The sequence below is a fragment of the Acinetobacter sp. YH12137 genome, from assembly GCF_013418535.1.
In the GTDB taxonomy this organism is placed as follows: Bacteria; Pseudomonadota; Gammaproteobacteria; order Pseudomonadales; family Moraxellaceae; genus Acinetobacter.
Map to the genome: position 1 here is coordinate 181,313 of NZ_VPBW01000003.1, position 23,633 is coordinate 204,945.

Consider the following 23,633-nt stretch of genomic DNA (forward strand, 5'->3'; position numbering starts at 1 on the left):
GAGCTACAACAAAAGGTTTAGGCGCATGAAGTCGCAGTTAAAAGTACATTATTTTCAGCATATTGCTGGCGAGGGTTTTGGTAGTTGTATTGATTTTTTAAAGCAGCATCAGGCGCAAATTACTGCGACTGAATTCTTTGCTTTACCCGTCGATCGTCCACTGGATATTGAAGCTTTGCCATCAGTCGATGAAGTTGATTTACTGATCATCATGGGAGGCACTATGAGCGTCAATGATGAAGCAAATTATCCATGGCTCAAGATCGAAAAACGCTGGTTACGCCGTTATCTTTCTCAAGGCAAACCGGCGATTGGCCTATGTTTAGGCGGGCAGTTGATTGCCAATGCCTTGGGTGCGGCCGTCAGCCGTAACCAGGAGCAGGAGTTAGGCTGGACCACGGTACGCAAAGTCGCGCATGTACCCGAGGATTGTTTTGTCTTGCCTGAACAGTTCGAAATCATGCAATGGCACAGTGAAACCTTTGAACTGCCTAAAGGAGCGATTCATCTGGCAGAAAATGAAGCCTGTCGTAATCAGATGTATCAACTCGGCAAGAATGTTTTGGGTTTCCAGTTTCATCCGGAAATCACCCCGGAAACTTTAAAGCTGTTTTTGGAAAATGAAGAAGAAATTTCACAATTTTCTGGAAAATATGTACAGGACATTCAACAACTGAGAAGAACAACCAAAAATAATTTTATTCAAGGAAATCAAATACTAAACCAAGCTATTCAATATGTTCTGGAAAAAACGGCCTAGGGGGTAAAAAATAAACAATTGATTTCCAAAATAAATTGAAATACAGCAAGAAAAACTCTAAAAGGGATTTGCTTATGCAATAAACAATGGCTATAATAAGCGACCCTTCGATAGGAAGGGGGTTAACTGCGAAGAAAGTAGTTAACTATCGTTACAGTCGTGGCATCGATCACGACCTTAGTGATATTTCACTGCTCTTGACACTTGCCTTAAAATAGTGGGGTGAGATGCGTCAAGAGTGATTCTTTATATATTTGGCTTGGAGTTAACTGGTATGTCTAACCAGAGAATTCGTATCCGTCTTAAGTCTTTTGATCACCGTCTTATTGATCAATCAGCTCAAGAAATCGTAGAAACAGCAAAACGTACTGGCGCACAAGTTTGTGGTCCAATTCCAATGCCTACACGCATTGAACGTTTTAACGTTTTAACATCACCACACGTTAACAAAGATGCGCGTGACCAATACGAGATCCGCACTTACAAACGTTTGATCGACATCGTTCAACCTACAGACAAAACTGTAGATGCATTGATGAAGTTAGATCTTGCAGCTGGTGTTGATGTTCAGATCGCATTGAGTTAAGGCTTTCGGGTTAATTAACGCTCTAAGTTAATTAGGCCGCTTTTTTAGAGGTTTATGCACATGGCTATTGGTTTAGTCGGTCGCAAGTGCGGTATGACACGTATCTTTACAGATGCTGGTGTTTCTGTGCCTGTTACAGTGATTGAGGTTGATCCTAACCGCATCACTCAAATCAAAACGCTTGAAACTGATGGTTATCAAGCGATTCAAATCACTACTGGTGAACGTCGCGAATCTCGCGTAACTAACGCTCAGAAAGGTCACTTCGCGAAAGCTGGTGTTGCTGCTGGTCGTCTGGTTCAAGAATTCCGCGTTTCAGAAGCTGAGCTTGAAGGTCGTGAAGTTGGCGCTACTATCGGTGTAGATCTGTTCACAGTGGGTCAAATTGTTGACGTAACTGGTCAGTCTAAAGGTAAAGGTTTCCAGGGTGGTGTTAAGCGTTGGAACTTCCGTACTCAAGACGCTACTCACGGTAACTCTGTTTCTCACCGTGTTCTAGGTTCTACAGGTCAAAACCAGACTCCTGGTCGCGTGTTCAAAGGCAAAAAAATGGCTGGCCATTTAGGTGCTGAACGCGTAACTGTACAGGGTCTTGAAATTGTATCTATCGACGCAGAACGTTCAGTTCTAGTAGTTAAAGGTGCGATTCCTGGCGCTACTGGTGGCGACGTAACTGTTCGTCCTACGATCAAGGCCTGAGGGGAAATAACGTGAATTTAAATACTGTTTCCGGCTCTGCTGTTGAATTATCAGAAGTTGCGTTCGGTCGTGAATTTAATGAAGCTCTTGTACACCAAGTTGTTACAGCTTACTTAGCTGGTGGTCGTCAAGGTTCTAAAGCTCAGAAATCACGTGCAGACGTTTCTGGCGGTGGTAAAAAACCATTCCGTCAAAAAGGTACTGGCCGCGCTCGTGCTGGTTCTATTCGTAGCCCAATCTGGGTTGGCGGTGGTAAAACTTTTGCTGCTCGTCCACAAGACTGGTCTCAAAAAGTAAACCGTAAAATGTACCGCGGTGCTATGCAATGCATCCTGGCTGAACTTGTTCGTCAAGATCGCTTAGTTCTAGTTGAAGAGTTTGCTGTTGCAGCTCCAAAAACTAAAGAATTGCTTGCAAAACTTAACGACTTGAATGCTACTCGTGCATTGATCGTTACTGATGCTGTTGATGAGAACTTGTATCTAGCTGCTCGTAACCTTCCACACGTTGATGTGGTTGATGCGACTGCAATCGATCCTGTTAGCTTGATCGCGTTCGATAAAGTTGTTATGTCTGTAGCTGCTGCTAAGAAAATTGAGGTAGAACTCGGATGAACAACGAACGTTTATATCAAGTCCTGCAAGGACCTGTTTTCTCAGAAAAAGCACAAGTTTTAGGTGAAACTGCTGGTGTTCAAGTATTCAAAGTTGCACTTGATGCAAACAAGCTTGAAATCAAAAAAGCAGTGGAACAATTGTTTGGTGTAGAAGTTGTTAAAGTTAACACTACGATCACTAAAGGTAAAACTAAACGCTTTGGTAAAACATTAGGACGTCGTTCTGATGTTAAAAAAGCATACGTCACCCTGAAAGCTGGCCAAGATGTTGAAATGGCTGACTTGGGCGATGCCGCTGAAAGCGCAGCGGAATAAGGACGAAAACTATGCCTATTCAAAAATGTAAGCCAACGTCTCCAGGACGTCGCTTTGTAGAGAAAGTGGTTCATGATCACCTTCACAAAGGCGCGCCTTATGCTCCACTAGTTGAAGCTAAAAAACGTACTGGCGGCCGTAATAACAACGGTCACATTACGACTCGTCACGTTGGTGGCGGTCACAAACAACACTACCGTTTAATCGACTTCAAACGTAACAAAGACGGCATCCCAGCTGTAGTTGAGCGTATTGAATACGATCCAAACCGTACTGCGCACATTGCGTTGTTGAAGTATGCTGACGGTGAACGTCGCTACATCATCGCGCCTAAAGGTTTACGCGCTGGTGATTCAGTTCAATCTGGTAACGATGCTCCAATCCGTCCAGGTAACTGCTTGCCACTTCGCAACATGCCTATCGGTTCTACTCTTCACAACATCGAACTTAAAATCGGTAAAGGCGCGCAGTTAGCTCGTTCAGCTGGTACTTCTGTTCAGTTGTTGGGTCGTGACGGTTCCTACGCTATCGTTCGTCTTCGTTCAGGCGAGATGCGTAAAATTCATGTTGAATGCCGCGCTGTGTTAGGTGAAGTATCTAACTCAGAAAGCAACCTTCGCTCACTAGGTAAAGCTGGTGCATCACGCTGGCGTGGTGTTCGTCCTACCGTTCGTGGTATGGCGATGAACCCAGTTGATCACCCACACGGTGGTGGTGAAGGGCGTAACAAAGGTATTCAACCTGTAAGCCCATGGGGTCAAAAAGCTAAAGGGTACAAAACACGTACCAACAAGCGTACGACTAAGATGATTATTCGCGACCGTCGCGTTAAGTAACAAGTAAAGGAATCTGACAATGCCTCGTTCTCTGAAAAAAGGCCCATTCGTCGATGCGCACTTGTTCGCTAAGGTTGAAGCGGCTATCGCGGCTAATAACCGTAAGCCGATCAAAACTTGGTCGCGTCGTTCGATGATCCTCCCGGATTTTGTTGGTTTAACAATTTCTGTACACAATGGCCGTAACCATGTTCCAGTGATCATCTCTGAACATATGGTTGGACACAAGCTTGGTGAATTTGCACCGACTCGTACCTACCGTGGTCACGGTGTTGACAAGAAATCTAAACGTTAATAGGTGCTATGATGGAAGTAACTGCTAAATTACGCGGTGCCGCTATCTCGGCACAAAAAGCTCGTTTGGTTGCAGATCTTATCCGCGGCAAATCTGTTGCGCACGCTCTTAACATCTTAAACTTCAGCAACAAAAAAGCTGCAGTATTGGTTAAGAAAGCGTTGGAATCTGCAATTGCAAACGCTGAACATAATAACAGTTTAGATGTAGACGACCTTAAAGTTTCTACGATCTACGTTGATGAAGGCATGAGCCTGAAACGTATTATGCCACGTGCTAAAGGCCGTGCAGATCGTATTACTAAGCGTACTTGTCACATCACCGTTAAGGTAGGGGTTTGATATGGGTCAGAAGGTTCATCCAATCGGTATCCGCCTAGGTGTTGTGAAACGTCATAACGCTAACTGGTATGCGAGTCCGAAACAATACGCTGAATACTTGCTTAAAGATTTGCAAGTTCGTGAGTTTTTAACTAAAAAACTTAAGAATGCAATGATCAGCAATATTCTTATCGAACGTCCAACAGGCGCTGCTAAAGTAACTATTAGCACTGCTCGTCCTGGTATCGTAATCGGTAAAAAAGGCGAAGACATTGAGAAATTACAACGCGAATTAACATCTATTATGGGTGTTCCTGCGCAAGTAAGTATCAACGAAATTGATCGTCCAGACTTAGACGCGCGTCTAGTTGCTGAAGCTATCGCTTCTCAATTGGAAAAACGTGTAATGTTCCGTCGTGCTATGAAGCGTGCGGTTCAAAACACTATGCGTGCTGGTGCGAAAGGTATCAAAGTAGAAGTTTCAGGCCGTTTAGGTGGTGCTGAGATTGCTCGTACTGAATGGTATCGTGAAGGTCGTGTACCTCTACATACTCTTCGTGCAGATATCGACTACGCGACTATGCGTGCTGAGACTACTTACGGTACGATTGGTGTTAAAGTTTGGATCTTCCGTGGCGAGATCTTGGGTGGCATGAAACAAGTCATGAACCCAGCTCCAGCTGAAGAACGTCCAGCTAAACGCGGTCGCGGTCGTGGTGAAGGTCAAGAGCGTCGTGGTCGTCGCAATGATCGTTCTGCTGAAAAAGGAGAATAATCCATGTTGCAACCTAAACGTACTAAATTCCGTAAGGTGCAAAAAGGCCGTAACACTGGTCTAGCTCACCGCGGTAGCTCAGTATCTTTTGGTACTATCGCACTTAAATCAATCGAACGTGGTCAAATGACTGCACGTCAAATTGAAGCAGCGCGTCGTACAATTAGCCGTCGTATTAAACGTGGTGGTAAAATCTTTATCCGTGTATTCCCGGACAAGCCAATTACTTCTAAACCACTTGAAGTGCGTATGGGTAAAGGTAAAGGTTCTGTGGAATACTGGGTTTGCCAAATCAAACCAGGTAAAGTCTTGTACGAAATTGATGGTGTTAACGAAGACCTAGCTCGCGAAGCGTTCACGCTTGCTGCTGCTAAACTTCCGTTTAAAACCACTATCGTGACTCGGACGGTAATGTAATGAAAACTAAAGATCTACGTGAAAAGTCGGTAGAAGAGTTGACAGCTTTGCTTGATGAGCAACAGCTAAACCAATTCCGTCTTCGTATGGCGAAAGCAACTGGTCAATTGGGTAAATCGCACGAAGTGCAATTGACTCGCAAGACTATTGCTCGTATCAAGACCCTCCTTACCGAAAAACAGGGGAACGGACAATGAGTGAAAATACAGTCCGCACGTTAACAGGCAAAGTAGTAAGCGACAAGATGGAAAAATCTATCGTTGTTCTTATCGAACGCCGTGTTCAACACCCGTTGTATGGCAAATCAATCCGCCGTTCAACAAAATTACATGCTCATGATGAGAACAACACAGCTAAAGTTGGCGACGTTGTAACCATTAAAGAAAGCCGCCCAATGTCTAAAACTAAGTCATGGACTTTAGTTGAAGTTGTTGAAGCAGCTGCTGAGTAATTAACGTTCTTGTTGCATCATCGGTCAATTTCGAGTACTCTTTGAGCCTTTCGAAATTGTGACCGGTGATGCTCGGTTTTGGAGTAGGGCAATGATTCAGACCGAAACTATGCTCGACGTAGCAGACAACAGTGGTGCTCGCCGCGTACAATGTATTAAAGTACTTGGTGGTTCACATCGTCGTTATGCTTCTGTTGGCGACATTATTAAAGTTACTGTAAAAGAAGCAATTCCACGCGCACGTGTTAAAAAAGGTGACGTGATGAATGCAGTAGTTGTACGTACAAAATTCGGTATCCGTCGTCCAGACGGTTCAGTGATTCGTTTCGACGATAACGCTGCTGTTATTTTGAACAACAACAAAGCGCCGATTGCAACTCGTATTTTCGGACCAGTGACTCGTGAACTTCGTACTGAACAGTTCATGAAAATTATTTCATTGGCTCCTGAAGTTCTATAAGAGGCGATCATGGCTAAGATTAAAAAAGGCGATCAAGTAATTGTGATCGCAGGTAAAGAAAAAGGCAAACAGGGTACTGTTCTGTCTGTTTCTAATGACCGCGTTAAGGTTGAAGGCCTTAACTTGGTGAAGAAGCATCAAAAGCCGAACCGTGTTACTGGCGCTGAAGGCAGCATCGTAACTCAAGAAGCTTCGCTTCACATTTCAAACGTGGCAATTTTTAATGCTACAACCCAAAAGGCTGACCGTGTTGGTTACCAAACGATTGACGGCGTGAAAACTCGCGTATTCAAATCTAATGGTGAATCAGTGGCGGTAGCGAAGTAATAGGTTGAAAAAGGCAATGGCCAGACTTAAAGCACGTTACAACGACGAACTTAAAGCTCAATTAAAAGAACAATTGGGAATTAAGAATGTGATGGAGATCCCTCGCATCACTAAAATCACTATCAACATGGGTGTTGGTGCAGCTTCTGCTGACAAGAAACTCCTTGATGGTGCTCTTTCTGATATGCAAGCTATCGCTGGTCAAAAACCAGTTCTTACGTTAGCTCGTAAATCTATCGCTGGTTTCAAAATCCGTGATGGTTGGCCGATTGGTTGTAAAGTTACTTTACGCGGCGAACGTATGTACGAATTCTTAGACCGTCTGATCTCGATTGCGATTCCTCGTATCCGTGACTTCCGTGGTTTCTCTGCGAAATCATTTGATGGTCGTGGTAACTACTCAATGGGTCTTAAAGAACAGATCATGTTCCCTGAGATCGATTTTGACAAGATTGACCGTATTCGTGGTATGGACATTACCATCACTACGACTGCTCGCACCGATGACGAAGGCCGTGCGCTAATGCGTGCATTCGGCTTCCCGTTCAAATAAGAGGTCGAAATGGCTAAGAAAAGTATGATTAATCGCGAATTGAAACGCGAAGCTACTGTTGCTAAATACGCTGCAAAACGTGCTGAATTAAAAGCAATTATTGCAAACGTAAATGCTTCAGATGAAGAACGTTTCGATGCGATGATGAAATTACAGGCATTACCACGTAATGCATCTCCAGTACGTCTACGTAACCGTTGTGGTTTAACTGGTCGTCCTCATGGTTACTTCCGTAAGTTCGGCTTAAGCCGTAACATGGTACGCGATAAAGTAATGCAAGGTGATGTACCTGGCGTTGTTAAGGCAAGCTGGTAAGGAGCACTATAAATGAGTATGCAAGATACCGTTGCCGACATGCTAACACGTGTTCGTAACGCACAAATGGCAAAGAAACAAACTGTTTCTATGCCTAATTCTAAGTTGAAAGTTGCGATTGCTAACGTACTTCAACAAGAAGGTTATATTTCAAACGTAGAAGTTGCTGAAGTTGAAGGCAAAGCAACTCTTACTTTGACTTTAAAATATTTTGAAGGCAAGCCAGTTATCGAAACTGTGAAACGCGTAAGCCGTCCAGGTCTACGTCAGTATCGCGGTAAAGATGCACTTCCAAGCGTTAAGCAAGGTTTAGGTATTGCAATTGTTTCTACAAGCAAAGGCATCATGACTGATCGCGCTGCACGTGCTGCAGGCGTTGGTGGTGAAGTTATTGCTTTTGTTTCTTAATAGGTGATTCCTCATGTCTCGTGTGGCTAAAGCCCCAGTAACTGTACCTAACGGTGTAACAGTTACTCAGAACGGCCGGCAGGTCGAAGTGAAAGGCAGCAAAGGTACATTGTCTTTCAACCTGCATGCGCTGGTCGAGCTAAAACAGGAAGACGGTACTCTAGTTATTGCTCCTAAAGCTGAATCTAAAGACGCTTGGATGCAAGCTGGTACTGCTCGCGCTGTGCTTAACAACCTTGTAAAAGGTGTAAGCGAAGGTTTCGAACGTAAGTTACAACTTATCGGTGTTGGTTATAAAGCTGCGGTTAAAGGTAACGTTGTTAACCTTAACCTTGGTTTCTCTCACCCGATCGACTATACGCTTCCTGAAGGTGTAACTGCTGAAACTCCAACTGCAACTGAAATCGTACTTAAATCTGCTGATAAAGCAGTTCTAGGTCAAGTCGCTGCAGATATCCGTGGTTACCGTCCACCAGAGCCTTATAAAGGTAAAGGTGTTCGTTATTCTGACGAAGTTGTACTTCGTAAAGAAGCTAAGAAGAAATAAGGCGCGAGGTTCTTATGAACGAAAAGAAACAATCCCGTTTGCGTCGTGCGAAAAGCACACGCTTGCACATCCGTGCATTGGGTGCGACTCGTTTGTGTGTAAACCGCACTCCGCGTCACATCTATGCTCAAGTTATCTCAGCAGATGGTGGCAAAGTATTAGCGCAAGCTTCTACTCTAGACGCTACTTTACGTGCGGGTACTACTGGTAACGTTGAAGCAGCTCAAAAAGTAGGTGCTTTAATCGCAGAACGCGCTAAAGCAGCTGGTGTTACTAAAGTTGCATTTGACCGTTCTGGTTTCAAATATCATGGTCGTATCAAAGCCTTGGCTGATGCTGCCCGTGAAAACGGCTTGGAGTTCTAATCATGGCTAAAGTTGAACAAAACGAAGGTCTTGTTGAAAAGCTGGTTGCCGTTGATCGTGTAGCCAAAGTTGTTAAGGGTGGTCGTATCTTCTCTTTCACAGCATTAACTGTTGTGGGTGATGGTAATGGTCGCGTAGGTTTTGGTCGTGGTAAAGCGCGTGAAGTTCCAGCTGCTATTTCTAAAGCACTTGAAGCTGCTCGTCGTAACATGATTACTGTTGACCTTGTTGATGGTACTGTTCAGCACCCTATCAATGCTCGTCACGGTGCAAGCCGCGTTTACATGCAACCTGCTTCTGAAGGTACTGGTGTAATTGCTGGTGGCGCGATGCGTGCAGTTTTAGAAGCTGTTGGCGTACGTAACGTATTAACTAAATGTTATGGCTCTACAAACGCTGCTAACGTAGTAAACGCGACTTTTAACGGTTTGCGTGATATGACTTCTCCTGAGAAAGTTGCTGCGAAACGTGGTTTAACAGTAGAACAAATTCAAGGGTAATCAATCATGAAAACGATTAAAGTTACCCAGACTAAATCTGCATCGCACCGCTTGAAAAATCACAAGCTGAGCCTGAAAGGTTTAGGTCTGCGTCGTATTGGTCATACTGTAGAAGTGCAAGATACGCCTTCTAACCGTGGTATGATCAACCAAGTCTACTATATGGTTAGTGTAGAGGAATAAGCCATGACTCTGCGTTTAAATACAATTGCACCTGCAGAAGGTGCTAAGCGTGACAACCTTCGTCTAGGTCGTGGTATCGGTTCTGGCGTTGGTAAGACTGGTGGTCGTGGTATCAAAGGTCAAAACTCACGTAAGAGCGGTGGTACTCGTCCAGGTTTCGAAGGTGGTCAAACTGCACTTTATCGTCGTTTGCCTAAATTCGGTTTCACTAGCCAATTGGCTTTGAAAACTGCTGAAGTACGTTTATCTGAGCTTGCTAAAGTTGAAGGCGACATCGTGTCTCTTGAAACTTTAAAAGCTGCGAACGTTGTACGTAAAGACATGACTCGTGCTCGTATCGTACTTTCTGGTGAAATTACTCGTGCATTCACTGTACAAGGTGTTGCATTGACTAAAGGCGCTAAAGCTGCTGTTGAAGCTGCTGGCGGTAAAGTCGAGGAGTAATCCCCAGTGTCTATGACTCCTAGTTCTTCAGGTCATGTCAACATGATGAAAGGCCAACCATTTCATGTGAAATACCGTGAAATTATTCGTCGAATGATGTTTCTCATTGGTGCGTTGTTGGTGTTTCGACTAGGAGCGCATATTCCAGTACCAGGGATTAATAATGCCGCGCTAGAAAATCTGTTTAATGCAAACCAAGGTACCATCCTTGGTTTGTTTAACATGTTTTCGGGTGGTGCATTAGAGCGAATGTCGATTCTTGCTTTAGGGATCATGCCATACATCTCTGCATCGATTATTGTGCAGTTAATGTCTACAGTGGTTCCATCGCTCGAAGCTTTGAAAAAAGAAGGCGAGCAGGGCAAACGTAAGATTAACCAATACACACGACAAGGCACGCTGTTCCTTGCACTTGTGCAAGCAATTGGTATGTGTGCTGGCCTGATCAGCCAGGGAATTACCCTGACCTCTGGTCTGGCTTTTTATGTTCCTGCAGTAACCTCTTTGGTTGCGGGGACCATGTTCTTGATGTGGCTGGGTGAACAAATTACCGAGCGTGGGGTAGGTAATGGTATTTCCATGATCATCTTCGCAGGTATCGTTGCAGGATTGCCGACTTTAGTTATGCAGTCTCTAACTTCAGTGGATAATGGCCAGTCTAGTCTAATTGGACTAGCAATTTTTGGTCTGTTATCGATTGCTGTACTAGCAGCGATTGTGTTTATCGAGAAGGCGCAACGTCGTATTCCGGTGAACTATGCTCAAAAGCAGCAGGGACGTCGTGTATTTACTGCACAGCAAACGCACCTGCCATTAAAAATTAATATGGCGGGTGTAATTCCGGCAATTTTTGCCAGCTCTTTACTTTTGTTCCCAGCGAGCTTAGGTCAATGGGTTGGTAGTTCGGATCCAAGTGCAGGAATTATCAAGCGTAGTCTACAAGACTTGGCATTGGTGTTATCGCCTGGTCAGCCGTTGTATTTGGTGCTCTTTGGTGCGTTAATTATCTTTTTCTGTTACTTCTATACAGCACTGGTATTTAGTCCTAAAGAAGTGTCAGAGAACTTGAAACGCAGCGGAGCTTACGTGCCTGGTATTCGTCCAGGTGAGCAAACTGCTCGTTACTTAGATCATATTCTCAATCGTTTGACCTTTATTGGCGCGATATACATCACTGTCATCTGTTTAATGCCGATGATTCTGCAAAGCTCTTTTGGTATTCCATTTAGCTTGGGCGGAACATCGTTGCTGATCGTGGTAGTGGTGGTGATGGACTTTATGGCTCAGCTTCAAGCACATCTCACCTCGCACCAGTATGACAATCAAACGTTAATGAGAAAAACGACTGCTCATCCTAAGGGATAAGCGCACTTAGAGGTTTCATCATGAAAGTACAAGCTTCTGTAAAGAAAATTTGTGGTAGCTGTAAAGTTATCCGTCGTAATGGGGTTATCCGCGTAATTTGTAGCGCAGAACCTCGTCATAAGCAGCGTCAAGGTTAATCTGATCAAGACCTGTTGATTTCAGTAGGCGAATTGGGTTATTATCCGCCCCTCAAGATTTTTGTGGGGCGGTTGATTATCTTAACTGCCTTTTTGGAGAAAATTGAATGGCTCGTATTGCCGGTGTAAACATTCCGGATAACAAGCATGCTGTTATCTCTCTAACGTACATCTTTGGTATTGGTCGCCACACTGCTAAGTCAATCTTAGCTGCTGCGGGTATCCCAACTACTACTAAGATCCGTGAATTAGATGACGCTCAGCTTGATGCGATTCGTGCAGAAATTGCCAAGGTTCCGACCGAAGGTGATTTACGTCGCGAAATTTCCATGAACATTAAACGTTTAATGGATTTAGGCTGCTACCGCGGTCTTCGTCATCGTCGCAGCTTGCCTGTCCGTGGTCAACGCACCAAAACTAACGCACGTACCCGTAAAGGTCCGCGCAAACCAATTAAGAAATAAGATTTCTGGAAGCTAAAAGATGGCTAAAGATACTCGCACACGCAAGAAGGTCACTCGTACCGTCTCTGAAGGTGTTGCACACATTCACGCTTCTTTTAATAACACCATTGTGACCATTACCGATCGTCAAGGTAATGCACTGGCTTGGGCCACTTCAGGTGGACAAGGCTTCCGTGGATCACGTAAATCAACTCCGTTTGCTGCTCAGGTAGCTGCTGAAGTTGCTGGTAAAGCTGCTTTAGATTACGGTTTGAAAAACTTGGACGTCCTTGTGAAAGGTCCTGGTCCAGGTCGTGAGTCTGCGGTTCGTGCATTAGGTGCAGTGGGTTATAAAATTAACAGCATTACCGATGTGACTCCAATCCCTCACAACGGTTGCCGTCCACCTAAAAAACGTCGCGTGTAAGGAGAAACATTCATGGCTCGTTATATTGGTCCAAAATGCAAACTCTCTCGCCGCGAAGGGACAGACCTGCAATTAAAATCTGGCGTTAAACCATTTGACGTCAAAACTAAAAAACACGCTAAAGCTCCTGGTCAACATGGTGGAGCTCGTGGCGGTAAACAATCTGAGTACTCACTACAATTACGTGAAAAACAAAAAGTACGTCGTATGTACGGTGTTTTAGAGCGTCAATTTAGTAACTACTACAAAGAAGCTGCTCGTGTTAAAGGCGCAACAGGTGAAAACCTGTTGAAATTGCTCGAAAGCCGTCTTGATAACGTTGTTTATCGCATGGGTTTTGGTTCTACACGTGCAGAAGCTCGTCAGTTAGTATCTCACCGTTCAATCACTTTAAATGGCCGCCGCGTTAACATCGCGTCTATCCAAGTTAAAGCTGGTGACGTGATTGCAGTTCACGAAGGCGCTAAACAACAATTACGTATCAAAAACGCAATTGAATTAGCTGCTCAACGTGGCATTCCTTCTTGGATGGAAGTAGATCATTCTAAACTAGAAGGTACGTTCAAAGCTGCACCGGATCGTTCTGATTTACCTGCTGAAATCAACGAAAGCTTGATTGTAGAATTGTATTCTAAATAATCCTTGAGGTAGCAATATGACGCGTACTGCAAATGAGTTTCTAACTCCGCAAGCGATCAAGGTCGAAGCGGCAAGCGGGACCTCGGCAAAAGTTATTCTAGAACCCTTAGAGCGTGGCTTTGGTCATACTCTGGGCAATGCTTTACGTCGCATCCTTCTTTCTTCTTTACCTGGCGCTGCTGTGGTAGAAGTTGAGATTGAAGGTGTTGAGCACGAGTACAGTACTTTGGAAGGCTTGCAGCAGGACATCGTCGAGCTCTTGCTGAACCTAAAAGGATTGTCTATTAAGCTGTTCGATCAAAATGAAGCTTATTTAACATTAGAGAAACAAGGTCCAGGCGACGTAACTGCGGCTGACCTTCGTTTACCTCATAATGTTGAAGTGGTTAACCCTGAACACTTGATCGGCACATTAAGTGCATCAGGCAATCTTAAGATGCGCCTGAAAGTGGCTCAAGGCCGTGGCTATGAGACTTCTGACTCACGTTTCCCAGAAGGCGAGACTCGCCCAGTGGGTCGTTTACAGTTAGATGCATCTTACAGCCCGATCAAACGTGTGTCTTACACAGTGGAAAACGCTCGTGTAGAACAACGTACTGACCTTGATAAACTGGTCATTGATCTTGAAACCAACGGTACAGTTGATCCAGAAGAAGCAATCCGCAAAGCGGCAACAATCTTGCAACAACAAATTGCAATCTTTGTTGATCTTCAGAAAGATCAAGCTCCTGTGGCTCAAGAACCTCGTGAAGAAGTTGATCCAATTTTGCTTCGCCCAGTAGATGATCTAGAGCTAACTGTTCGTTCTGCTAACTGTTTGAAAGCAGAAAACATTTACTACATTGGTGATCTTGTACAGCGTACTGAGGTTGAGTTACTTAAAACTCCTAACCTTGGTAAAAAATCGCTTACTGAGATCAAAGATGTTCTGGCTTCCAAAGGCTTACAACTCGGCATGCGTTTAGAGAACTGGCCACCAGCTAGTCTCCGTATGGACGATCGTTTCGCCTATCGTAGCCGTTAATTAAGTAGGACTATCACCATGCGTCATCGTAATAGTGGTGTGAAATTAGGCCGTACAAGCAGTCATCGTAAAGCGATGTTCCAAAACATGGCTAACTCTTTGTTCGAGCACGAGTTGATCAAAACAACTGTGCCTAAAGCAAAAGAATTACGTCGTGTTGCTGAGCCTTTAATCACTTTAGCTAAAGTCGATACAGTAGCAAACCGTCGTTTGGCGTTTGCTCGTACTCGTTCAGCTGCAACTGTTGGTAAATTATTTACCGTTCTTGGCCCTCGTTACAAAGAGCGTAACGGCGGTTATCTACGTGTTCTTAAAGCGGGCTTCCGTGCAGGTGATGCTGCACCGATGGCTTACGTTGAGCTAGTAGATCGCGAAGTTAACTAATTTCGTGTAGAGCAGCAAACGTTGTTCGAAAAGGTCGGTTGAATAAACCGGCCTTTTTTATTGTCTTGCATTTACCCATTATCAGGCAGTTTAGAAATTTGTCCTGAAAAGATAAGAAAATAATCACTTTTATTCAAACTTGACATTGTGTATTGTCAATTTTGTGATTTAATAAAATATATGACAATGCTCAGGTAAAAGAAGAATATGGAAAAGCAAGTTGATATTTTAATTGTAGGCGCGGGGATCTCGGGAATTGGTCTGGCGGCCCATCTTTCTAAACATAGTCCTCAACGCTCATTCGAAATTATTGAACGTCGCGAAAGCTTTGGCGGTACGTGGGACCTGTTTAAATATCCTGGTATCCGTTCAGATTCGGACATGTCGACTTTTGGCTTCAACTTTAAGCCTTGGAAAAAAGAAAGTGTATTGGCTTCTGGCTCGGCAATTAAAAATTATCTTGCAGAAGTGGTTCAGGAATTTAACTTGAGCTCAAAAATTCATTTTCAACATCGCGTCGTTAGTGCCAATTATGATTCAGCTACACGTAAATGGTCAGTCGTAGCTGAAAACGCTCAGGGCAAAAAGCAGACCTGGATCGCTAACTTTGTTCTTGGCTGTACGGGTTACTACAATTATGATCAAGGCTTCCAGCCGGAATTCCCGCATCAGGAAGCATTCAAAGGTACATTTATTCACCCGCAGCATTGGCCTGAAAATCTGGACTATAGCGGAAAAAAAGTAGTGATTATTGGCAGTGGTGCGACAGCAATAACATTAGTTCCAGCCATGGTGAAAGGCGGTGCAGGGCATGTGACCATGTTACAACGCTCTCCCACCTATATCGCCTCAGTTCCTTCGATCGACATGATTTACTCAAAAATGCGTAAATTATTGCCAGAAGATGTGGCTTATAAGCTGACCCGTGCGCGTAATATTGGCATGCAGCGTGGTATCTATGCACTCGCACAAAAACAGCCAAAACTACTGAAAACCTTATTATTGAAATCTGTACAGTTTCAGTTGAAAGGGAAAGTGGATATGAAACACTTTACCCCGAATTATGAACCTTGGGATCAGCGCCTATGTGTAGTGCCAGATGGGGATTTATTCAAAATCCTGCGTGAAGGTCATGCATCTGTAGAAACAGATCATATCGAGAAATTTACTGAAACTGGGATTCAGCTGAAATCAGGTAAATATCTGGATGCGGATATTATTGTGTCTGCTACTGGTTTAAATATTCAGATTCTGGGTGGTATTCAGGCCACGATGGATGGCAAGCCTTTGGATACGTCGAAGCATATGCTGTATCAAGGGGTCATGCTCAGTGATGTGCCAAATATGGCGCTGATTATTGGTTATATCAATGCTTCCTGGACCTTGAAAGTGGATATTGCCGCAGAATATATCTGCCGTCTGCTCAATTATATGGATCAGCATGGTTATGATGAAGTGATTCCAGAAGGGGATGCTACGGAATTACTTGAAGATACGGTGATGGGTAGTTTAACTTCAGGCTATATTGCCCGTGCCGCAGATGTGATGCCGAAACAGGGTAAGCATGCACCTTGGAAAGTATCCAATAATTATCTGGCAGACCGTAAAGAGCTTAAAACGGCATCTTTTGAAGATGGAGTATTGAAATTCAAATCGAAATCCAGTGCTGTGCCAGCCAAGCCAAGATTGGTGTCTTAAGTATAGACATAGATAAAAGGAGTACCTGATGTACTCCTTTTTCATATTTCAAATTAGAGTGATCTGGAAATCAGTTCCTTCATGATTTCATTGGTTCCTGCATAAATGCGGTTCGCGCGATTATCCAGGTACGCTCGTGCAATCGGATATTCCAGCATATAGCCATAACCGCCATGCAGTTGTAGGCATTCATCCACCACTTTGCTATACAGTTCAGAAATTTTGTATTTAGCAGCTGCGGCGGCATCAACTCCCAATTTTTGAATAAGCTGTAGTTGCATACAACGGTCCAGATAAGCTCGGCAGATTTCAATTTCGGTACGCAGTTCTGCCAGTTTAAAACGGGTATTTTGAAAAGCGCTGATCGGTTTGCCAAAGGCTTGACGTTCTTTGGTGTATTTTACCGTATGTGCGAATGCCGCTTCTGCCCCTGCCTGACATATGATGGCCACAATTAACCGCTCCCAAGCCAGTTCTTTCATCAGCATCATAAAACCCATGCCTTCCTGACCTAGCAGGTTTTCTTTAGGCACACGGACATTGTCAAAGAACAGTTCACAGGTATCCTGACCTTTCATGCCGATTTTATTTAAGGGTTTACCTTTACTAAATCCTGCACGATCTGCTTCGACCATAATCAAAGAAAGATTGGCAGAGCCTTTCTCACTATGACCCGTCTTACATACCGCAATTGCCGTATCACAAAGATAGCCATTGGTAATGAATATCTTGGAACCATTAATCACATACTCATCACCCTCTAATACCGCACTGGTGCGTACTGCCTGCAGGTCTGAGCCAGTTCCAGGTTCGGTCATCGCAATTGCCGTGACCACTTCACCTGTAGCCATTTTCGGGAGCCATTGCTGCTTTTGTGTTTCATTGCCAAAGTTCAGAATATAATTGGCCACGATATCGGAGTGCAGTGAAAATCCTGTCGCAGAGTCGCCTGCATAGGCCTGTTCCTCGATCAGGATCATACTGTATAAACGATCCACCCCTGAACCGCCATAAGCTTCAGGCATCGTGGCACAGAGAAGGCCAAGTTCACCGGCTTTATTCCAGAGCTCACGATCGATATGCTGTTGCTGTTCATATTTTTCTGTATGAGGAATCACTTCCTTTTCATAGAATTTACGGACCATCTCCCGAAAGGCTTCATGTTCATCATTGAAAAGCTGACGTGGCAGCATGCTGGCCAATGGACGGATCGCGCTCGAATGCATCTTATAATTCCCTTATTGTGATGTTTTATTTAACTTAAGATAGAGCAGATGAGGGAACAATGAGCTGAATGTTCAAATCTGGGGAATCTACTGATGCTTTTGGTCATTTGTATGAAATACCTCGAAATTCAGCAATGGCTTAAGGTAAACTACTCAGGTTTGTAACGAGTTGGGAAAATTCGATGACTGATGACATCACCTTAGAAGAGCGCAAAGTGATTTATCGCGCGCGTCGTGGCTTGAAAGAGATCGATGTATATTTTGATCCCTACGTGAAAAACTATTATCTCACTGCTGATCCCTTCGAAAAACAGATGTTTGCTGAGCTGGTTGCACAGGAAGATCCAGACCTGCTGGACTGGTTTATGGAAGTGTCTGAACCCCCACGCCCTGAATTAAAAGATTTTATCAAGAAGCTTAAATTTTACGTTCATGGATAATCGTTGTTTCAAGCTGAAACGCAGCAAGTGTGCGCTGGTGTTTCAGCTTTTTATTTTCGCTGTATTAATGTTCCTGCTGTATCAGTTATTGCCTGTGATAATTTGGCTGGTTTGTGGCGTCATCGGAGTGGTCATCTACCAGTTGTTTTATCGTAAGACACCGCACATTGAGCAGTTTGAATATCTGGATGGACGTGAATGGTCACTGACAGCAGCTGCGCAAGGCACACGGCGAGTGTTGATCAGTCACGTGATTGATCACCAAGCTTATATCGTGGTGTATTTCCAGCATGCAAAAGCACGTCCGTTGCTCATCTGGTGTGACCAGTTGCCTTTTAAACAATGGAAGTCTTTGAAAGTTTTGACAAAAATACTTTAATTGTCCGACAAATGATATTCCGAAATTTTAAATAAATTGATTAAAAATAAAGATTTATCCGCTAACCCCGCTTGAATTGTCAGACAAAAAATCACATTTCTCTGTAAAAACAATGAATTGTCTGACAATTTTTCAGCTGCTTTTTTTATAAGCAGGTACATTTAAGTCACCAACAGCGAACACAGGAGATCATAATGGAATTTCCAATGTGGATGTTTTTGATCGTTGCGATTGTGATGGCCCTAGTCATAGGACGGCTGGGAACGGTGCTGAAGGACAGATTTTCACCTAAATAACAGAATTAAGCTCGAGAACCTATTTTCTTCTCGGCTTGCCAAGTTGATAAGTAGCATGTGCTGAACCGTCGCAATGCTACTTTTTTTTGCCCAAAATTTGGGATTTTATCTACTACAGTCAATTGCAGCTGGGAAATTTAATGGCAAAGTGTCTGGTCTAAATTAGAGTAAATACTCTTTTATTCGTTATATGCTTCTGATATGTTTAGCAGAATAATGGACATAATCACAATTATAGAGGACAGGAAAATGTCGAGCGTCCGAAAAATATGCCAAGGTATGGCGACCATTGCAATAACAACAACAGTTCTAACAGGATGTTCTCAGGTCATTAAAACCGGTGCCAATGTGGCGCTGGGCTTCACTGAAAAGCATATTGTTCCACCAATCCTGGCGATGGATGATGCCGAGATGGTGTGTAATTCCGGGAATTCTTTAACACCAGCCATCATGTCGACCAAGGAAATGGGGGCTGATCCGACTCGTGTTGCGGTACTGATGTACTCCGCAGCGGGGATTTGTGCCGAGCAGAAAGCGCTGGATGCAGAGCTACGGTATCTGCGTGCTTCTAAAGTCAATCAGGTGACTGAAGCTCAGGATGCGCGGATTGAGCAGAAACGCTGGGCTGCACTGGCCGCACAACGTCAGTACACGGGCTATCAGTTATTCCAGACCCGTTATGAGAAAAAATATAAAAAAGCGCTGGGTGAAGGCTGTCCACGCATGAACAGTGATATTGAACAGACAGTTTATCTGCTGGGCATGCTGAGTGGCTTACAAGCCATGACCAATGACATTAACTCGGGTGGGGCCGTACAAGTACCTAAAGATATTGCGGCTGTGGTTGAGCGTGGCATGACCTGTCTGGATAATACCAAATTCTGGGGCACGCCAAATGCAACCCGTGCTGTGATCTGGACTTTATTGCCAGGGGCAGGTGATGGAAAACCTGATCCTTACCAAACTCTGAAACAGTCAGTACAAATCGGTGAGCAAAAAGGTGTACGTTTATCACATGCCTTATATGCTGTAGCGGCACAGGCCAGTGGGGATGATGCCAAAATTCGTGATGCGTTAAGAACCTTTGATCAGGCACGTAGTGATGAAAAGCCAGTCAATCCTCAGTTCAAGCTGATCGACAGTATGGCTGCCATTATGGTGAATGGTATTTCTGACCGTTACTGGACTGAAAATACCGGTATTCGTAGTGCAGATGATGGCATGCAGACTTTCTGGGATGAAACAGATAATTCTTCAGAACTGGATGATCTGTTTAGCGCTGACCTATAATTTAATGAAAAATTAAGTGAATGATGCTCATAGAGGTCATTTTCAATATGCTGAAAGGAGTTCAAGGAGCCGATGCAAGATCAACATCTTCGACGAAAAATTATTTTTCTGGCGGCTTTTGTCTCTCTTTCAGCGAGTTTGCAAATCTTTAACGATGCTTTCATCTACTGGCAGGAAAGCCTGCTCGGGGAGTTTTGGCGGCTCTGGACCGCGCACTGGGTGCATGTCGGCTGGGCCCATTATTTTCTGAATATTCTTGCCTTTATCTGTCTACCTTTCATTTTCCCCCGTGCATCTGTGTGGCATTTCGTCTCGATTCTTTTGATTCTGCCGCCGTTGATCAGCCTGAGTTTTTATTTTTTCCTGCCAAATATTGAAGCATATGCAGGACTATCCGGGGTATTACATGGGGCCTATGTCGCAGTCGCCTGTGTGCATTTGCTTTATCAACGCGAACGTGGATTTGCCGTACTGGTGTTATTTTTAATCTTTGCCAAACTGATTTGGGAAAATACCATTGGAAATCAGGAAACTGCACAACTTATCGGTAGTCCGGTACTGGTCGAAGCGCATTTATTAGGGGTGATCTGGGGAGTGGTAGTCGCATTGCTCTATATCTTGGGCAATTATGTCCAGGATAGCTGAAACTGTTGGCAGAAAAGACAAAAAGAAAAGATAAACTGTCATTTTTATTCTGCTGATTTTCATGCAGAGTCAAAATAGAAAATAATGATACTGACCCTTGTAAAGGAATTTTCGGGGCAGACAGGAAGACCAGCGCTTAAAAGAATGTAAGGCGCGAAAACAAGAATAGGAAAATACATGCACAACGATAATCAAAACAGATCGGGATTAGGTCTGTTACGTTATATCTGGACAGAGTGGATCTCGACCTTTGTCGTGCTCATCTTGCTCTTACTGACCTTAGTGATTGGAACCGGGGAAATGATTCATGGTCAGTTACTGCGTATGGGCGAGCGTCTGTATGGTGATCCGGCGACAGGCATGCAATATTCGTTTTTGCGTGCTGAACCGAAAGCACCACAATGTGATCGTAATATTAATGTCGATCAAAAAGTTCAGGAGCAGATGAAAGCAGATGCCGCCGATGAATATGCCGATTTCTTCGGTGTACGTTCTGAAGCGGATGTGCGTGCTGCAGTGATGCAGGCACAACAGGTTTGTGAAGAGTCTTACCAATTCTATGACAAGGCGATAACGCATATTGAAGCGCATCCAAGTATTCGTGCCTATCGCAGTTTTGAAACTTCATTCTTTGGCATTTTCAAGTTCGGGACTGAAAACCGTGCCTTGCTGCTCATCATTATGGTGGTATTTGCTGCAATCAGCGCGACATTGAAAACCCATCATATTGGTCTACGTAGTCCAGCCACCCGTATCGATTTCAAAGTCTATTCTGTGGCGATGCTGATCGCGAACAGTTTCCTGGTCTATTCTTCCTACAGCCAATATATGTCGGTGCTGAATTCCGGGGTGCCGATGGGAGACATGAAGTATGTCTACTGGCTATGGATGATTCTCTTTGGGACATTGACCCTGATCAGTCTGTACCAAGTCATTAAGCCACCTCAGGCGACCCGAGAAGGGGGTAGTTTCGGACTGGCTTTCTTAAGCGTGCCACTTTATGCCTATATGGCTATCAGTACCGGGTTTAACTTTGTCTTCTTGATGGATTACCCGATGGGTCAGGGCATCTATCTGGGGCAACTGGTTGAGTTTTCGAGCATCTTCCTGAATCTGGCCTTATTTATCTGGGCCGGTATGTTGCTGAAACAAACCCGTGTCGTAGACATGTTCCTGAATATCCTGCGTCCATGGAATCTGGCGCCAGAAACCTTGACCTGGTTAATCCTGCTGGCAGCTGCATTACCAACCGCTTATACCGGTGCATCCGGGATTTTCGTGATTGCTGCAGGTGCGATCATTTATAAGGAAGTGTGGAATGCCGGTGGTCGCCGTCAGTTTGCCTTGGCAGCAACCGCCATGTCGGGTTCACTCGGTGTGGTATTACGTCCATGTCTATTAATTGTTGTGGTGGCTTCACTGAACAAGGAAGTGACGACAGATATGCTGTATCACTACGGTGTCTACGTCTTCTTGCTCAGTTCAACATTGTTCCTGATCATTTCGCTATTCTTTGCTGAAAGCAAGTTCCGTATTGCTGCACCTGGTCTGGCTGCACCACAGTCTGCACGTGCCTTTGTAAATGTGATTCCTTATATCGTGATTTTCATCCTGATCTGGCTGTTCTACAAATATGCCTTGTCTACAGATCTGAATGAATTTACTGCGCCTGTCATGATGCCAGTCATTCTATTGATGATCGTGCTATTTGATAAGTTGCGTCACGAGCCTGCACCATTACCGCCAGTGGGACATTGGGATGAAACCTTAACCACCACCTTAGGTTCAGCAAATACGCCTGCAATGGCGACCGCGGGTACAGCCATTAATGCTGAATATCGTGAAGCAGACCATATTGAGCAGCAGGGCAGTGAGCTGGCTGTAGACCATGGTGTAAAACGTTCGGCTGTTGGTGAAAGCCTGCGTCAAGTTGGCTTCTGGAAATCATTACACATTTCGACCAGTGAAACGGTTGGACACATTGGTGCGCTGGTGATCCTGATGGCACTGTCTGTCAGTGTGGGCGGCCTGCTGGAACGTATGGAAATTATGGAAGCGTTCCCGACAGATATTAGCAGTACCATTCTGGTGATTTCCATGATTGTTGGCCTGATGGTGTTCGTTGGCATGATCATGGACCCATTCGGTGCGGTGATCCTGATTTCAGCAACCGTTGCACCAGTCGCCTATCAGTATGGAATTCATCCTGTGCATTTCTGGATAATTACCTTGATTGGTTTTGAGCTGGGTTATGTGACACCGCCAGTTGCCCTGAACCATCTGTTAGCAAGGCAATCCATTGGTGATGCTGAGGTGGCCGAGGCGGATGCAGAAGTTCGACATAAGTCCTTTTATTACCGTTATGAGCGCTGGATTTTACCGATGATCGTGTTACTGCCAGCGATGCTGATCATTGCCTATGTACCTTATGTATTTAAACTCTTCGGCTGGTATCAGTAATTTAAGCAAATAAAAAAAGCACCTTCGGGTGCTTTTTTTATTGTGGCCTTAACGCAGCCTAAGCTTATTTTGTAAAACAGGACTGCAAAGTAAAATCCCACAAAAAATCAGCCCTAATCCGAGCAGGCTATAGAGATCCGGAACTTCCTGCCAGAATAAATAGCCCCATAAGCCAGCGAAGAAAATCGCAATATAGTTCACTGGTCCAATCTGACCAGCAGGTGCCAGTTTATAAGCATTGGATAGAAATAACTGGCTGGTATTTGCCAATAAACCGGCTGCAATTAAATAACCGAGTTCAGTCAGGGTATAAGGACGCCAATGCCAGAACATTGGAATCATGGAAATCAGGGTGCCGATCAGACAGAAATAAAACACAATTCGTTCTGGTGGTTCAGTTTGGGTCAATGCGCGAACCGTGACAAAAGCCATAGCAGCCAAGAAGCTGGCACTTGTTATTCACCAATTAAAATGTCTATGTGATAAACCATTTAAAATGTCCTGTTTTTAACCACAAGAGTCAAGCACAGGATTTAACTTTCTTTGTTCAATAACAGCTTTCTGAGCTTTACGACTCGGCATACTTTTCTTGAGACGGGAACGTTTAT

At 44.3% G+C, this 23,633-nt stretch carries 36 protein-coding genes and 1 pseudogene; 35 read left to right on the forward strand and 2 right to left on the reverse strand.

Annotation, left to right across the window (positions count from 1 at the left end):
- Positions 1-25: 25 nt before the first annotated feature.
- The 30 genes from FTU72_RS03060 (at position 26) to FTU72_RS03205 (ending at position 16,289) form a co-directional block, all read left to right on the forward strand.
- On the forward strand, positions 26-760 hold the full coding sequence (locus tag FTU72_RS03060) for a type 1 glutamine amidotransferase (protein ID WP_180052385.1): 735 nt from the start codon (positions 26-28) through the stop codon (positions 758-760).
- Positions 761-1,034: 274 nt separating this feature from the next.
- Positions 1,035-1,346, forward strand: a complete 312-nt coding sequence (gene rpsJ, locus FTU72_RS03065; protein ID WP_180052384.1) for a 30S ribosomal protein S10 — start codon at positions 1,035-1,037, stop codon at positions 1,344-1,346.
- Positions 1,347-1,406: 60 nt separating this feature from the next.
- Positions 1,407-2,045, forward strand: a complete 639-nt coding sequence (gene rplC, locus FTU72_RS03070; protein WP_005233737.1) for a 50S ribosomal protein L3 — start codon at positions 1,407-1,409, stop codon at positions 2,043-2,045.
- Positions 2,046-2,056: 11 nt separating this feature from the next.
- Positions 2,057-2,659, forward strand: coding sequence for a 50S ribosomal protein L4 (rplD, locus tag FTU72_RS03075; protein WP_004786925.1), 603 nt, complete (start codon positions 2,057-2,059; stop codon positions 2,657-2,659).
- A complete protein-coding gene (gene rplW / locus FTU72_RS03080; RefSeq protein WP_004786923.1) occupies positions 2,656-2,976 on the forward strand; it encodes a 50S ribosomal protein L23 in 321 nt (106 codons plus the stop codon). Before rplD ends, rplW begins: the two co-directional genes overlap by 4 nt.
- A gap of 11 nt (positions 2,977-2,987) precedes the next feature.
- On the forward strand, positions 2,988-3,812 hold the full coding sequence (rplB, locus tag FTU72_RS03085) for a 50S ribosomal protein L2 (protein ID WP_005233738.1): 825 nt from the start codon (positions 2,988-2,990) through the stop codon (positions 3,810-3,812).
- Positions 3,813-3,831: 19 nt separating this feature from the next.
- On the forward strand, positions 3,832-4,107 hold the full coding sequence (gene rpsS, locus FTU72_RS03090; protein ID WP_004673001.1) for a 30S ribosomal protein S19: 276 nt from the start codon (positions 3,832-3,834) through the stop codon (positions 4,105-4,107).
- An 11-nt stretch (positions 4,108-4,118) separates the two neighbouring features.
- Positions 4,119-4,448 carry a 50S ribosomal protein L22 gene (gene rplV / locus FTU72_RS03095; RefSeq protein WP_001982638.1) on the forward strand — a complete coding sequence of 110 codons (330 nt, stop codon included), beginning with the start codon at positions 4,119-4,121 and terminating at the stop codon, positions 4,446-4,448.
- Between the two features lies 1 nt (position 4,449).
- Positions 4,450-5,202, forward strand: coding sequence for a 30S ribosomal protein S3 (gene rpsC, locus FTU72_RS03100; RefSeq protein WP_004786918.1), 753 nt, complete (start codon positions 4,450-4,452; stop codon positions 5,200-5,202).
- Between the two features lie 3 nt (positions 5,203-5,205).
- Positions 5,206-5,619, forward strand: a complete 414-nt coding sequence (gene rplP, locus FTU72_RS03105) for a 50S ribosomal protein L16 (RefSeq protein ID WP_004786917.1) — start codon at positions 5,206-5,208, stop codon at positions 5,617-5,619.
- Positions 5,619-5,816 (forward strand): 50S ribosomal protein L29, encoded by a 198-nt coding sequence (gene rpmC / locus FTU72_RS03110; protein ID WP_004786915.1) that lies wholly within the window; start codon positions 5,619-5,621, stop codon positions 5,814-5,816. The genes rplP and rpmC overlap by 1 nt, the downstream gene beginning before the upstream one ends.
- On the forward strand, positions 5,813-6,070 hold the full coding sequence (rpsQ, locus tag FTU72_RS03115; RefSeq protein WP_004786913.1) for a 30S ribosomal protein S17: 258 nt from the start codon (positions 5,813-5,815) through the stop codon (positions 6,068-6,070). The genes rpmC and rpsQ overlap by 4 nt, the downstream gene beginning before the upstream one ends.
- 91 nt (positions 6,071-6,161) lie before the next feature.
- Positions 6,162-6,530, forward strand: a complete 369-nt coding sequence (rplN, locus tag FTU72_RS03120; protein ID WP_001982634.1) for a 50S ribosomal protein L14 — start codon at positions 6,162-6,164, stop codon at positions 6,528-6,530.
- Positions 6,531-6,539: 9 nt separating this feature from the next.
- Positions 6,540-6,857 carry a 50S ribosomal protein L24 gene (gene rplX, locus FTU72_RS03125; RefSeq protein WP_180052383.1) on the forward strand — a complete coding sequence of 106 codons (318 nt, stop codon included), beginning with the start codon at positions 6,540-6,542 and terminating at the stop codon, positions 6,855-6,857.
- Positions 6,858-6,873: 16 nt separating this feature from the next.
- Positions 6,874-7,410, forward strand: coding sequence for a 50S ribosomal protein L5 (gene rplE / locus FTU72_RS03130; protein ID WP_004786908.1), 537 nt, complete (start codon positions 6,874-6,876; stop codon positions 7,408-7,410).
- Between the two features lie 9 nt (positions 7,411-7,419).
- Positions 7,420-7,725: a 30S ribosomal protein S14 gene (rpsN, locus tag FTU72_RS03135; RefSeq protein WP_004786907.1), complete on the forward strand. Its 306-nt coding sequence runs from the start codon at positions 7,420-7,422 to the stop codon at positions 7,723-7,725.
- A gap of 12 nt (positions 7,726-7,737) precedes the next feature.
- Positions 7,738-8,133: a 30S ribosomal protein S8 gene (rpsH, locus tag FTU72_RS03140; protein WP_004786905.1), complete on the forward strand. Its 396-nt coding sequence runs from the start codon at positions 7,738-7,740 to the stop codon at positions 8,131-8,133.
- A gap of 13 nt (positions 8,134-8,146) precedes the next feature.
- Complete coding sequence (rplF, locus tag FTU72_RS03145) at positions 8,147-8,680, forward strand: 50S ribosomal protein L6 (RefSeq protein ID WP_004786903.1); 534 nt, start codon at positions 8,147-8,149, stop codon at positions 8,678-8,680.
- Between the two features lie 14 nt (positions 8,681-8,694).
- The gene (rplR, locus tag FTU72_RS03150; protein ID WP_004281497.1) at positions 8,695-9,045 is read left to right on the forward strand and encodes a 50S ribosomal protein L18; all 351 of its coding nucleotides are present in this window, start codon (positions 8,695-8,697) and stop codon (positions 9,043-9,045) included.
- 2 nt (positions 9,046-9,047) lie between these two features.
- On the forward strand, positions 9,048-9,545 hold the full coding sequence (gene rpsE / locus FTU72_RS03155) for a 30S ribosomal protein S5 (protein WP_004786901.1): 498 nt from the start codon (positions 9,048-9,050) through the stop codon (positions 9,543-9,545).
- Positions 9,546-9,551: 6 nt separating this feature from the next.
- Positions 9,552-9,728: a 50S ribosomal protein L30 gene (gene rpmD, locus FTU72_RS03160; protein WP_004786899.1), complete on the forward strand. Its 177-nt coding sequence runs from the start codon at positions 9,552-9,554 to the stop codon at positions 9,726-9,728.
- A 3-nt stretch (positions 9,729-9,731) separates the two neighbouring features.
- Positions 9,732-10,172, forward strand: coding sequence for a 50S ribosomal protein L15 (rplO, locus tag FTU72_RS03165; protein ID WP_004786897.1), 441 nt, complete (start codon positions 9,732-9,734; stop codon positions 10,170-10,172).
- A gap of 45 nt (positions 10,173-10,217) precedes the next feature.
- The gene (secY, locus tag FTU72_RS03170; protein ID WP_171505548.1) at positions 10,218-11,537 is read left to right on the forward strand and encodes a preprotein translocase subunit SecY; all 1,320 of its coding nucleotides are present in this window, start codon (positions 10,218-10,220) and stop codon (positions 11,535-11,537) included.
- 20 nt (positions 11,538-11,557) lie between these two features.
- Entirely contained in the window at positions 11,558-11,674 is a 117-nt protein-coding gene (rpmJ, locus tag FTU72_RS03175) for a 50S ribosomal protein L36 (protein ID WP_000867907.1), read from the forward strand.
- Positions 11,675-11,781: 107 nt separating this feature from the next.
- Positions 11,782-12,138 carry a 30S ribosomal protein S13 gene (gene rpsM / locus FTU72_RS03180; protein ID WP_004786893.1) on the forward strand — a complete coding sequence of 119 codons (357 nt, stop codon included), beginning with the start codon at positions 11,782-11,784 and terminating at the stop codon, positions 12,136-12,138.
- Positions 12,139-12,157: 19 nt separating this feature from the next.
- On the forward strand, positions 12,158-12,544 hold the full coding sequence (gene rpsK / locus FTU72_RS03185) for a 30S ribosomal protein S11 (RefSeq protein WP_001040166.1): 387 nt from the start codon (positions 12,158-12,160) through the stop codon (positions 12,542-12,544).
- A gap of 12 nt (positions 12,545-12,556) precedes the next feature.
- Positions 12,557-13,183 (forward strand): 30S ribosomal protein S4, encoded by a 627-nt coding sequence (rpsD, locus tag FTU72_RS03190; protein ID WP_004786890.1) that lies wholly within the window; start codon positions 12,557-12,559, stop codon positions 13,181-13,183.
- 16 nt (positions 13,184-13,199) lie between these two features.
- Entirely contained in the window at positions 13,200-14,207 is a 1,008-nt protein-coding gene (locus FTU72_RS03195; RefSeq protein WP_004786889.1) for a DNA-directed RNA polymerase subunit alpha, read from the forward strand.
- 18 nt (positions 14,208-14,225) lie between these two features.
- Positions 14,226-14,591 carry a 50S ribosomal protein L17 gene (rplQ, locus tag FTU72_RS03200; protein ID WP_004786886.1) on the forward strand — a complete coding sequence of 122 codons (366 nt, stop codon included), beginning with the start codon at positions 14,226-14,228 and terminating at the stop codon, positions 14,589-14,591.
- Positions 14,592-14,798: 207 nt separating this feature from the next.
- A complete protein-coding gene (locus FTU72_RS03205; protein WP_159122625.1) occupies positions 14,799-16,289 on the forward strand; it encodes an NAD(P)/FAD-dependent oxidoreductase in 1,491 nt (496 codons plus the stop codon).
- Positions 16,290-16,342: 53 nt separating this feature from the next.
- Here FTU72_RS03205 and FTU72_RS03210 read toward each other — a convergent pair whose 3' ends face one another.
- Positions 16,343-17,515 (reverse strand): acyl-CoA dehydrogenase family protein, encoded by a 1,173-nt coding sequence (locus FTU72_RS03210; protein ID WP_166135560.1) that lies wholly within the window; start codon positions 17,513-17,515, stop codon positions 16,343-16,345.
- A gap of 182 nt (positions 17,516-17,697) precedes the next feature.
- On the opposite strand from FTU72_RS03210, the gene FTU72_RS03215 reads away from it, so the two are divergent.
- From FTU72_RS03215 to FTU72_RS03235, 5 genes are all read left to right on the forward strand, one after another.
- Entirely contained in the window at positions 17,698-17,955 is a 258-nt protein-coding gene (locus FTU72_RS03215) for a succinate dehydrogenase assembly factor 2 (protein WP_034590267.1), read from the forward strand.
- Positions 17,948-18,334, forward strand: a complete 387-nt coding sequence (locus FTU72_RS03220) for a hypothetical protein (protein ID WP_159122623.1) — start codon at positions 17,948-17,950, stop codon at positions 18,332-18,334. The genes FTU72_RS03215 and FTU72_RS03220 overlap by 8 nt, the downstream gene beginning before the upstream one ends.
- 545 nt (positions 18,335-18,879) lie before the next feature.
- A complete protein-coding gene (locus FTU72_RS03225; protein ID WP_180052382.1) occupies positions 18,880-19,920 on the forward strand; it encodes a hypothetical protein in 1,041 nt (346 codons plus the stop codon).
- A gap of 72 nt (positions 19,921-19,992) precedes the next feature.
- Positions 19,993-20,565: a rhombosortase gene (rrtA, locus tag FTU72_RS03230; protein WP_104425691.1), complete on the forward strand. Its 573-nt coding sequence runs from the start codon at positions 19,993-19,995 to the stop codon at positions 20,563-20,565.
- Between the two features lie 177 nt (positions 20,566-20,742).
- Positions 20,743-23,025: a TRAP transporter large permease subunit gene (locus tag FTU72_RS03235; RefSeq protein WP_180052381.1), complete on the forward strand. Its 2,283-nt coding sequence runs from the start codon at positions 20,743-20,745 to the stop codon at positions 23,023-23,025.
- 48 nt (positions 23,026-23,073) lie between these two features.
- On the opposite strand, the pseudogene FTU72_RS03240 reads toward FTU72_RS03235, so the two are convergent.
- Positions 23,074-23,478 (reverse strand): annotated as a pseudogene (locus FTU72_RS03240) (DMT family transporter); the annotation flags it as partial.
- Positions 23,479-23,633 lie beyond the last annotated feature (155 nt).

Excerpts from the sequence above, each read along its gene's own strand:
- rplW (WP_004786923.1), top strand. The coding sequence starts at position 2,656 with ATGAACAACGAACGTTTATATCAAGTCCTGCAAGGACCTGTTTTCTCA.
- rplC (WP_005233737.1), top strand. The coding sequence starts at position 1,407 with ATGGCTATTGGTTTAGTCGGTCGCAAGTGCGGTATGACACGTATCTTT.
- rplF (WP_004786903.1), top strand. The coding sequence starts at position 8,147 with ATGTCTCGTGTGGCTAAAGCCCCAGTAACTGTACCTAACGGTGTAACA.
- rpsE (WP_004786901.1), top strand. The coding sequence starts at position 9,048 with ATGGCTAAAGTTGAACAAAACGAAGGTCTTGTTGAAAAGCTGGTTGCC.
- rplO (WP_004786897.1), top strand. The coding sequence starts at position 9,732 with ATGACTCTGCGTTTAAATACAATTGCACCTGCAGAAGGTGCTAAGCGT.
- FTU72_RS03215 (WP_034590267.1), top strand. The coding sequence starts at position 17,698 with ATGACTGATGACATCACCTTAGAAGAGCGCAAAGTGATTTATCGCGCG.
- rpsK (WP_001040166.1), top strand. The coding sequence starts at position 12,158 with ATGGCTAAAGATACTCGCACACGCAAGAAGGTCACTCGTACCGTCTCT.
- FTU72_RS03225 (WP_180052382.1), top strand. The coding sequence starts at position 18,880 with ATGTCGAGCGTCCGAAAAATATGCCAAGGTATGGCGACCATTGCAATA.
- FTU72_RS03195 (WP_004786889.1), top strand. The coding sequence starts at position 13,200 with ATGACGCGTACTGCAAATGAGTTTCTAACTCCGCAAGCGATCAAGGTC.
- rpmD (WP_004786899.1), top strand. The coding sequence starts at position 9,552 with ATGAAAACGATTAAAGTTACCCAGACTAAATCTGCATCGCACCGCTTG.
- rpsJ (WP_180052384.1), top strand. The coding sequence starts at position 1,035 with ATGTCTAACCAGAGAATTCGTATCCGTCTTAAGTCTTTTGATCACCGT.
- rplV (WP_001982638.1), top strand. The coding sequence starts at position 4,119 with ATGGAAGTAACTGCTAAATTACGCGGTGCCGCTATCTCGGCACAAAAA.
- rpsH (WP_004786905.1), top strand. The coding sequence starts at position 7,738 with ATGAGTATGCAAGATACCGTTGCCGACATGCTAACACGTGTTCGTAAC.
- rplP (WP_004786917.1), top strand. The coding sequence starts at position 5,206 with ATGTTGCAACCTAAACGTACTAAATTCCGTAAGGTGCAAAAAGGCCGT.
- rpmC (WP_004786915.1), top strand. The coding sequence starts at position 5,619 with ATGAAAACTAAAGATCTACGTGAAAAGTCGGTAGAAGAGTTGACAGCT.
- rpsQ (WP_004786913.1), top strand. The coding sequence starts at position 5,813 with ATGAGTGAAAATACAGTCCGCACGTTAACAGGCAAAGTAGTAAGCGAC.
- rpsD (WP_004786890.1), top strand. The coding sequence starts at position 12,557 with ATGGCTCGTTATATTGGTCCAAAATGCAAACTCTCTCGCCGCGAAGGG.
- rplX (WP_180052383.1), top strand. The coding sequence starts at position 6,540 with ATGGCTAAGATTAAAAAAGGCGATCAAGTAATTGTGATCGCAGGTAAA.
- FTU72_RS03060 (WP_180052385.1), top strand. The coding sequence starts at position 26 with ATGAAGTCGCAGTTAAAAGTACATTATTTTCAGCATATTGCTGGCGAG.
- rrtA (WP_104425691.1), top strand. The coding sequence starts at position 19,993 with ATGCAAGATCAACATCTTCGACGAAAAATTATTTTTCTGGCGGCTTTT.
- rplR (WP_004281497.1), top strand. The coding sequence starts at position 8,695 with ATGAACGAAAAGAAACAATCCCGTTTGCGTCGTGCGAAAAGCACACGC.
- FTU72_RS03205 (WP_159122625.1), top strand. The coding sequence starts at position 14,799 with ATGGAAAAGCAAGTTGATATTTTAATTGTAGGCGCGGGGATCTCGGGA.
- secY (WP_171505548.1), top strand. The coding sequence starts at position 10,218 with ATGAAAGGCCAACCATTTCATGTGAAATACCGTGAAATTATTCGTCGA.
- FTU72_RS03210 (WP_166135560.1), bottom strand. The coding sequence starts at position 17,515 with ATGCATTCGAGCGCGATCCGTCCATTGGCCAGCATGCTGCCACGTCAG.
- rpsN (WP_004786907.1), top strand. The coding sequence starts at position 7,420 with ATGGCTAAGAAAAGTATGATTAATCGCGAATTGAAACGCGAAGCTACT.
- rplN (WP_001982634.1), top strand. The coding sequence starts at position 6,162 with ATGATTCAGACCGAAACTATGCTCGACGTAGCAGACAACAGTGGTGCT.
- rpsM (WP_004786893.1), top strand. The coding sequence starts at position 11,782 with ATGGCTCGTATTGCCGGTGTAAACATTCCGGATAACAAGCATGCTGTT.
- FTU72_RS03235 (WP_180052381.1), top strand. The coding sequence starts at position 20,743 with ATGCACAACGATAATCAAAACAGATCGGGATTAGGTCTGTTACGTTAT.
- rplB (WP_005233738.1), top strand. The coding sequence starts at position 2,988 with ATGCCTATTCAAAAATGTAAGCCAACGTCTCCAGGACGTCGCTTTGTA.
- rpmJ (WP_000867907.1), top strand. The coding sequence starts at position 11,558 with ATGAAAGTACAAGCTTCTGTAAAGAAAATTTGTGGTAGCTGTAAAGTT.
- rpsC (WP_004786918.1), top strand. The coding sequence starts at position 4,450 with ATGGGTCAGAAGGTTCATCCAATCGGTATCCGCCTAGGTGTTGTGAAA.
- rpsS (WP_004673001.1), top strand. The coding sequence starts at position 3,832 with ATGCCTCGTTCTCTGAAAAAAGGCCCATTCGTCGATGCGCACTTGTTC.
- rplQ (WP_004786886.1), top strand. The coding sequence starts at position 14,226 with ATGCGTCATCGTAATAGTGGTGTGAAATTAGGCCGTACAAGCAGTCAT.
- rplE (WP_004786908.1), top strand. The coding sequence starts at position 6,874 with ATGGCCAGACTTAAAGCACGTTACAACGACGAACTTAAAGCTCAATTA.
- FTU72_RS03220 (WP_159122623.1), top strand. The coding sequence starts at position 17,948 with ATGGATAATCGTTGTTTCAAGCTGAAACGCAGCAAGTGTGCGCTGGTG.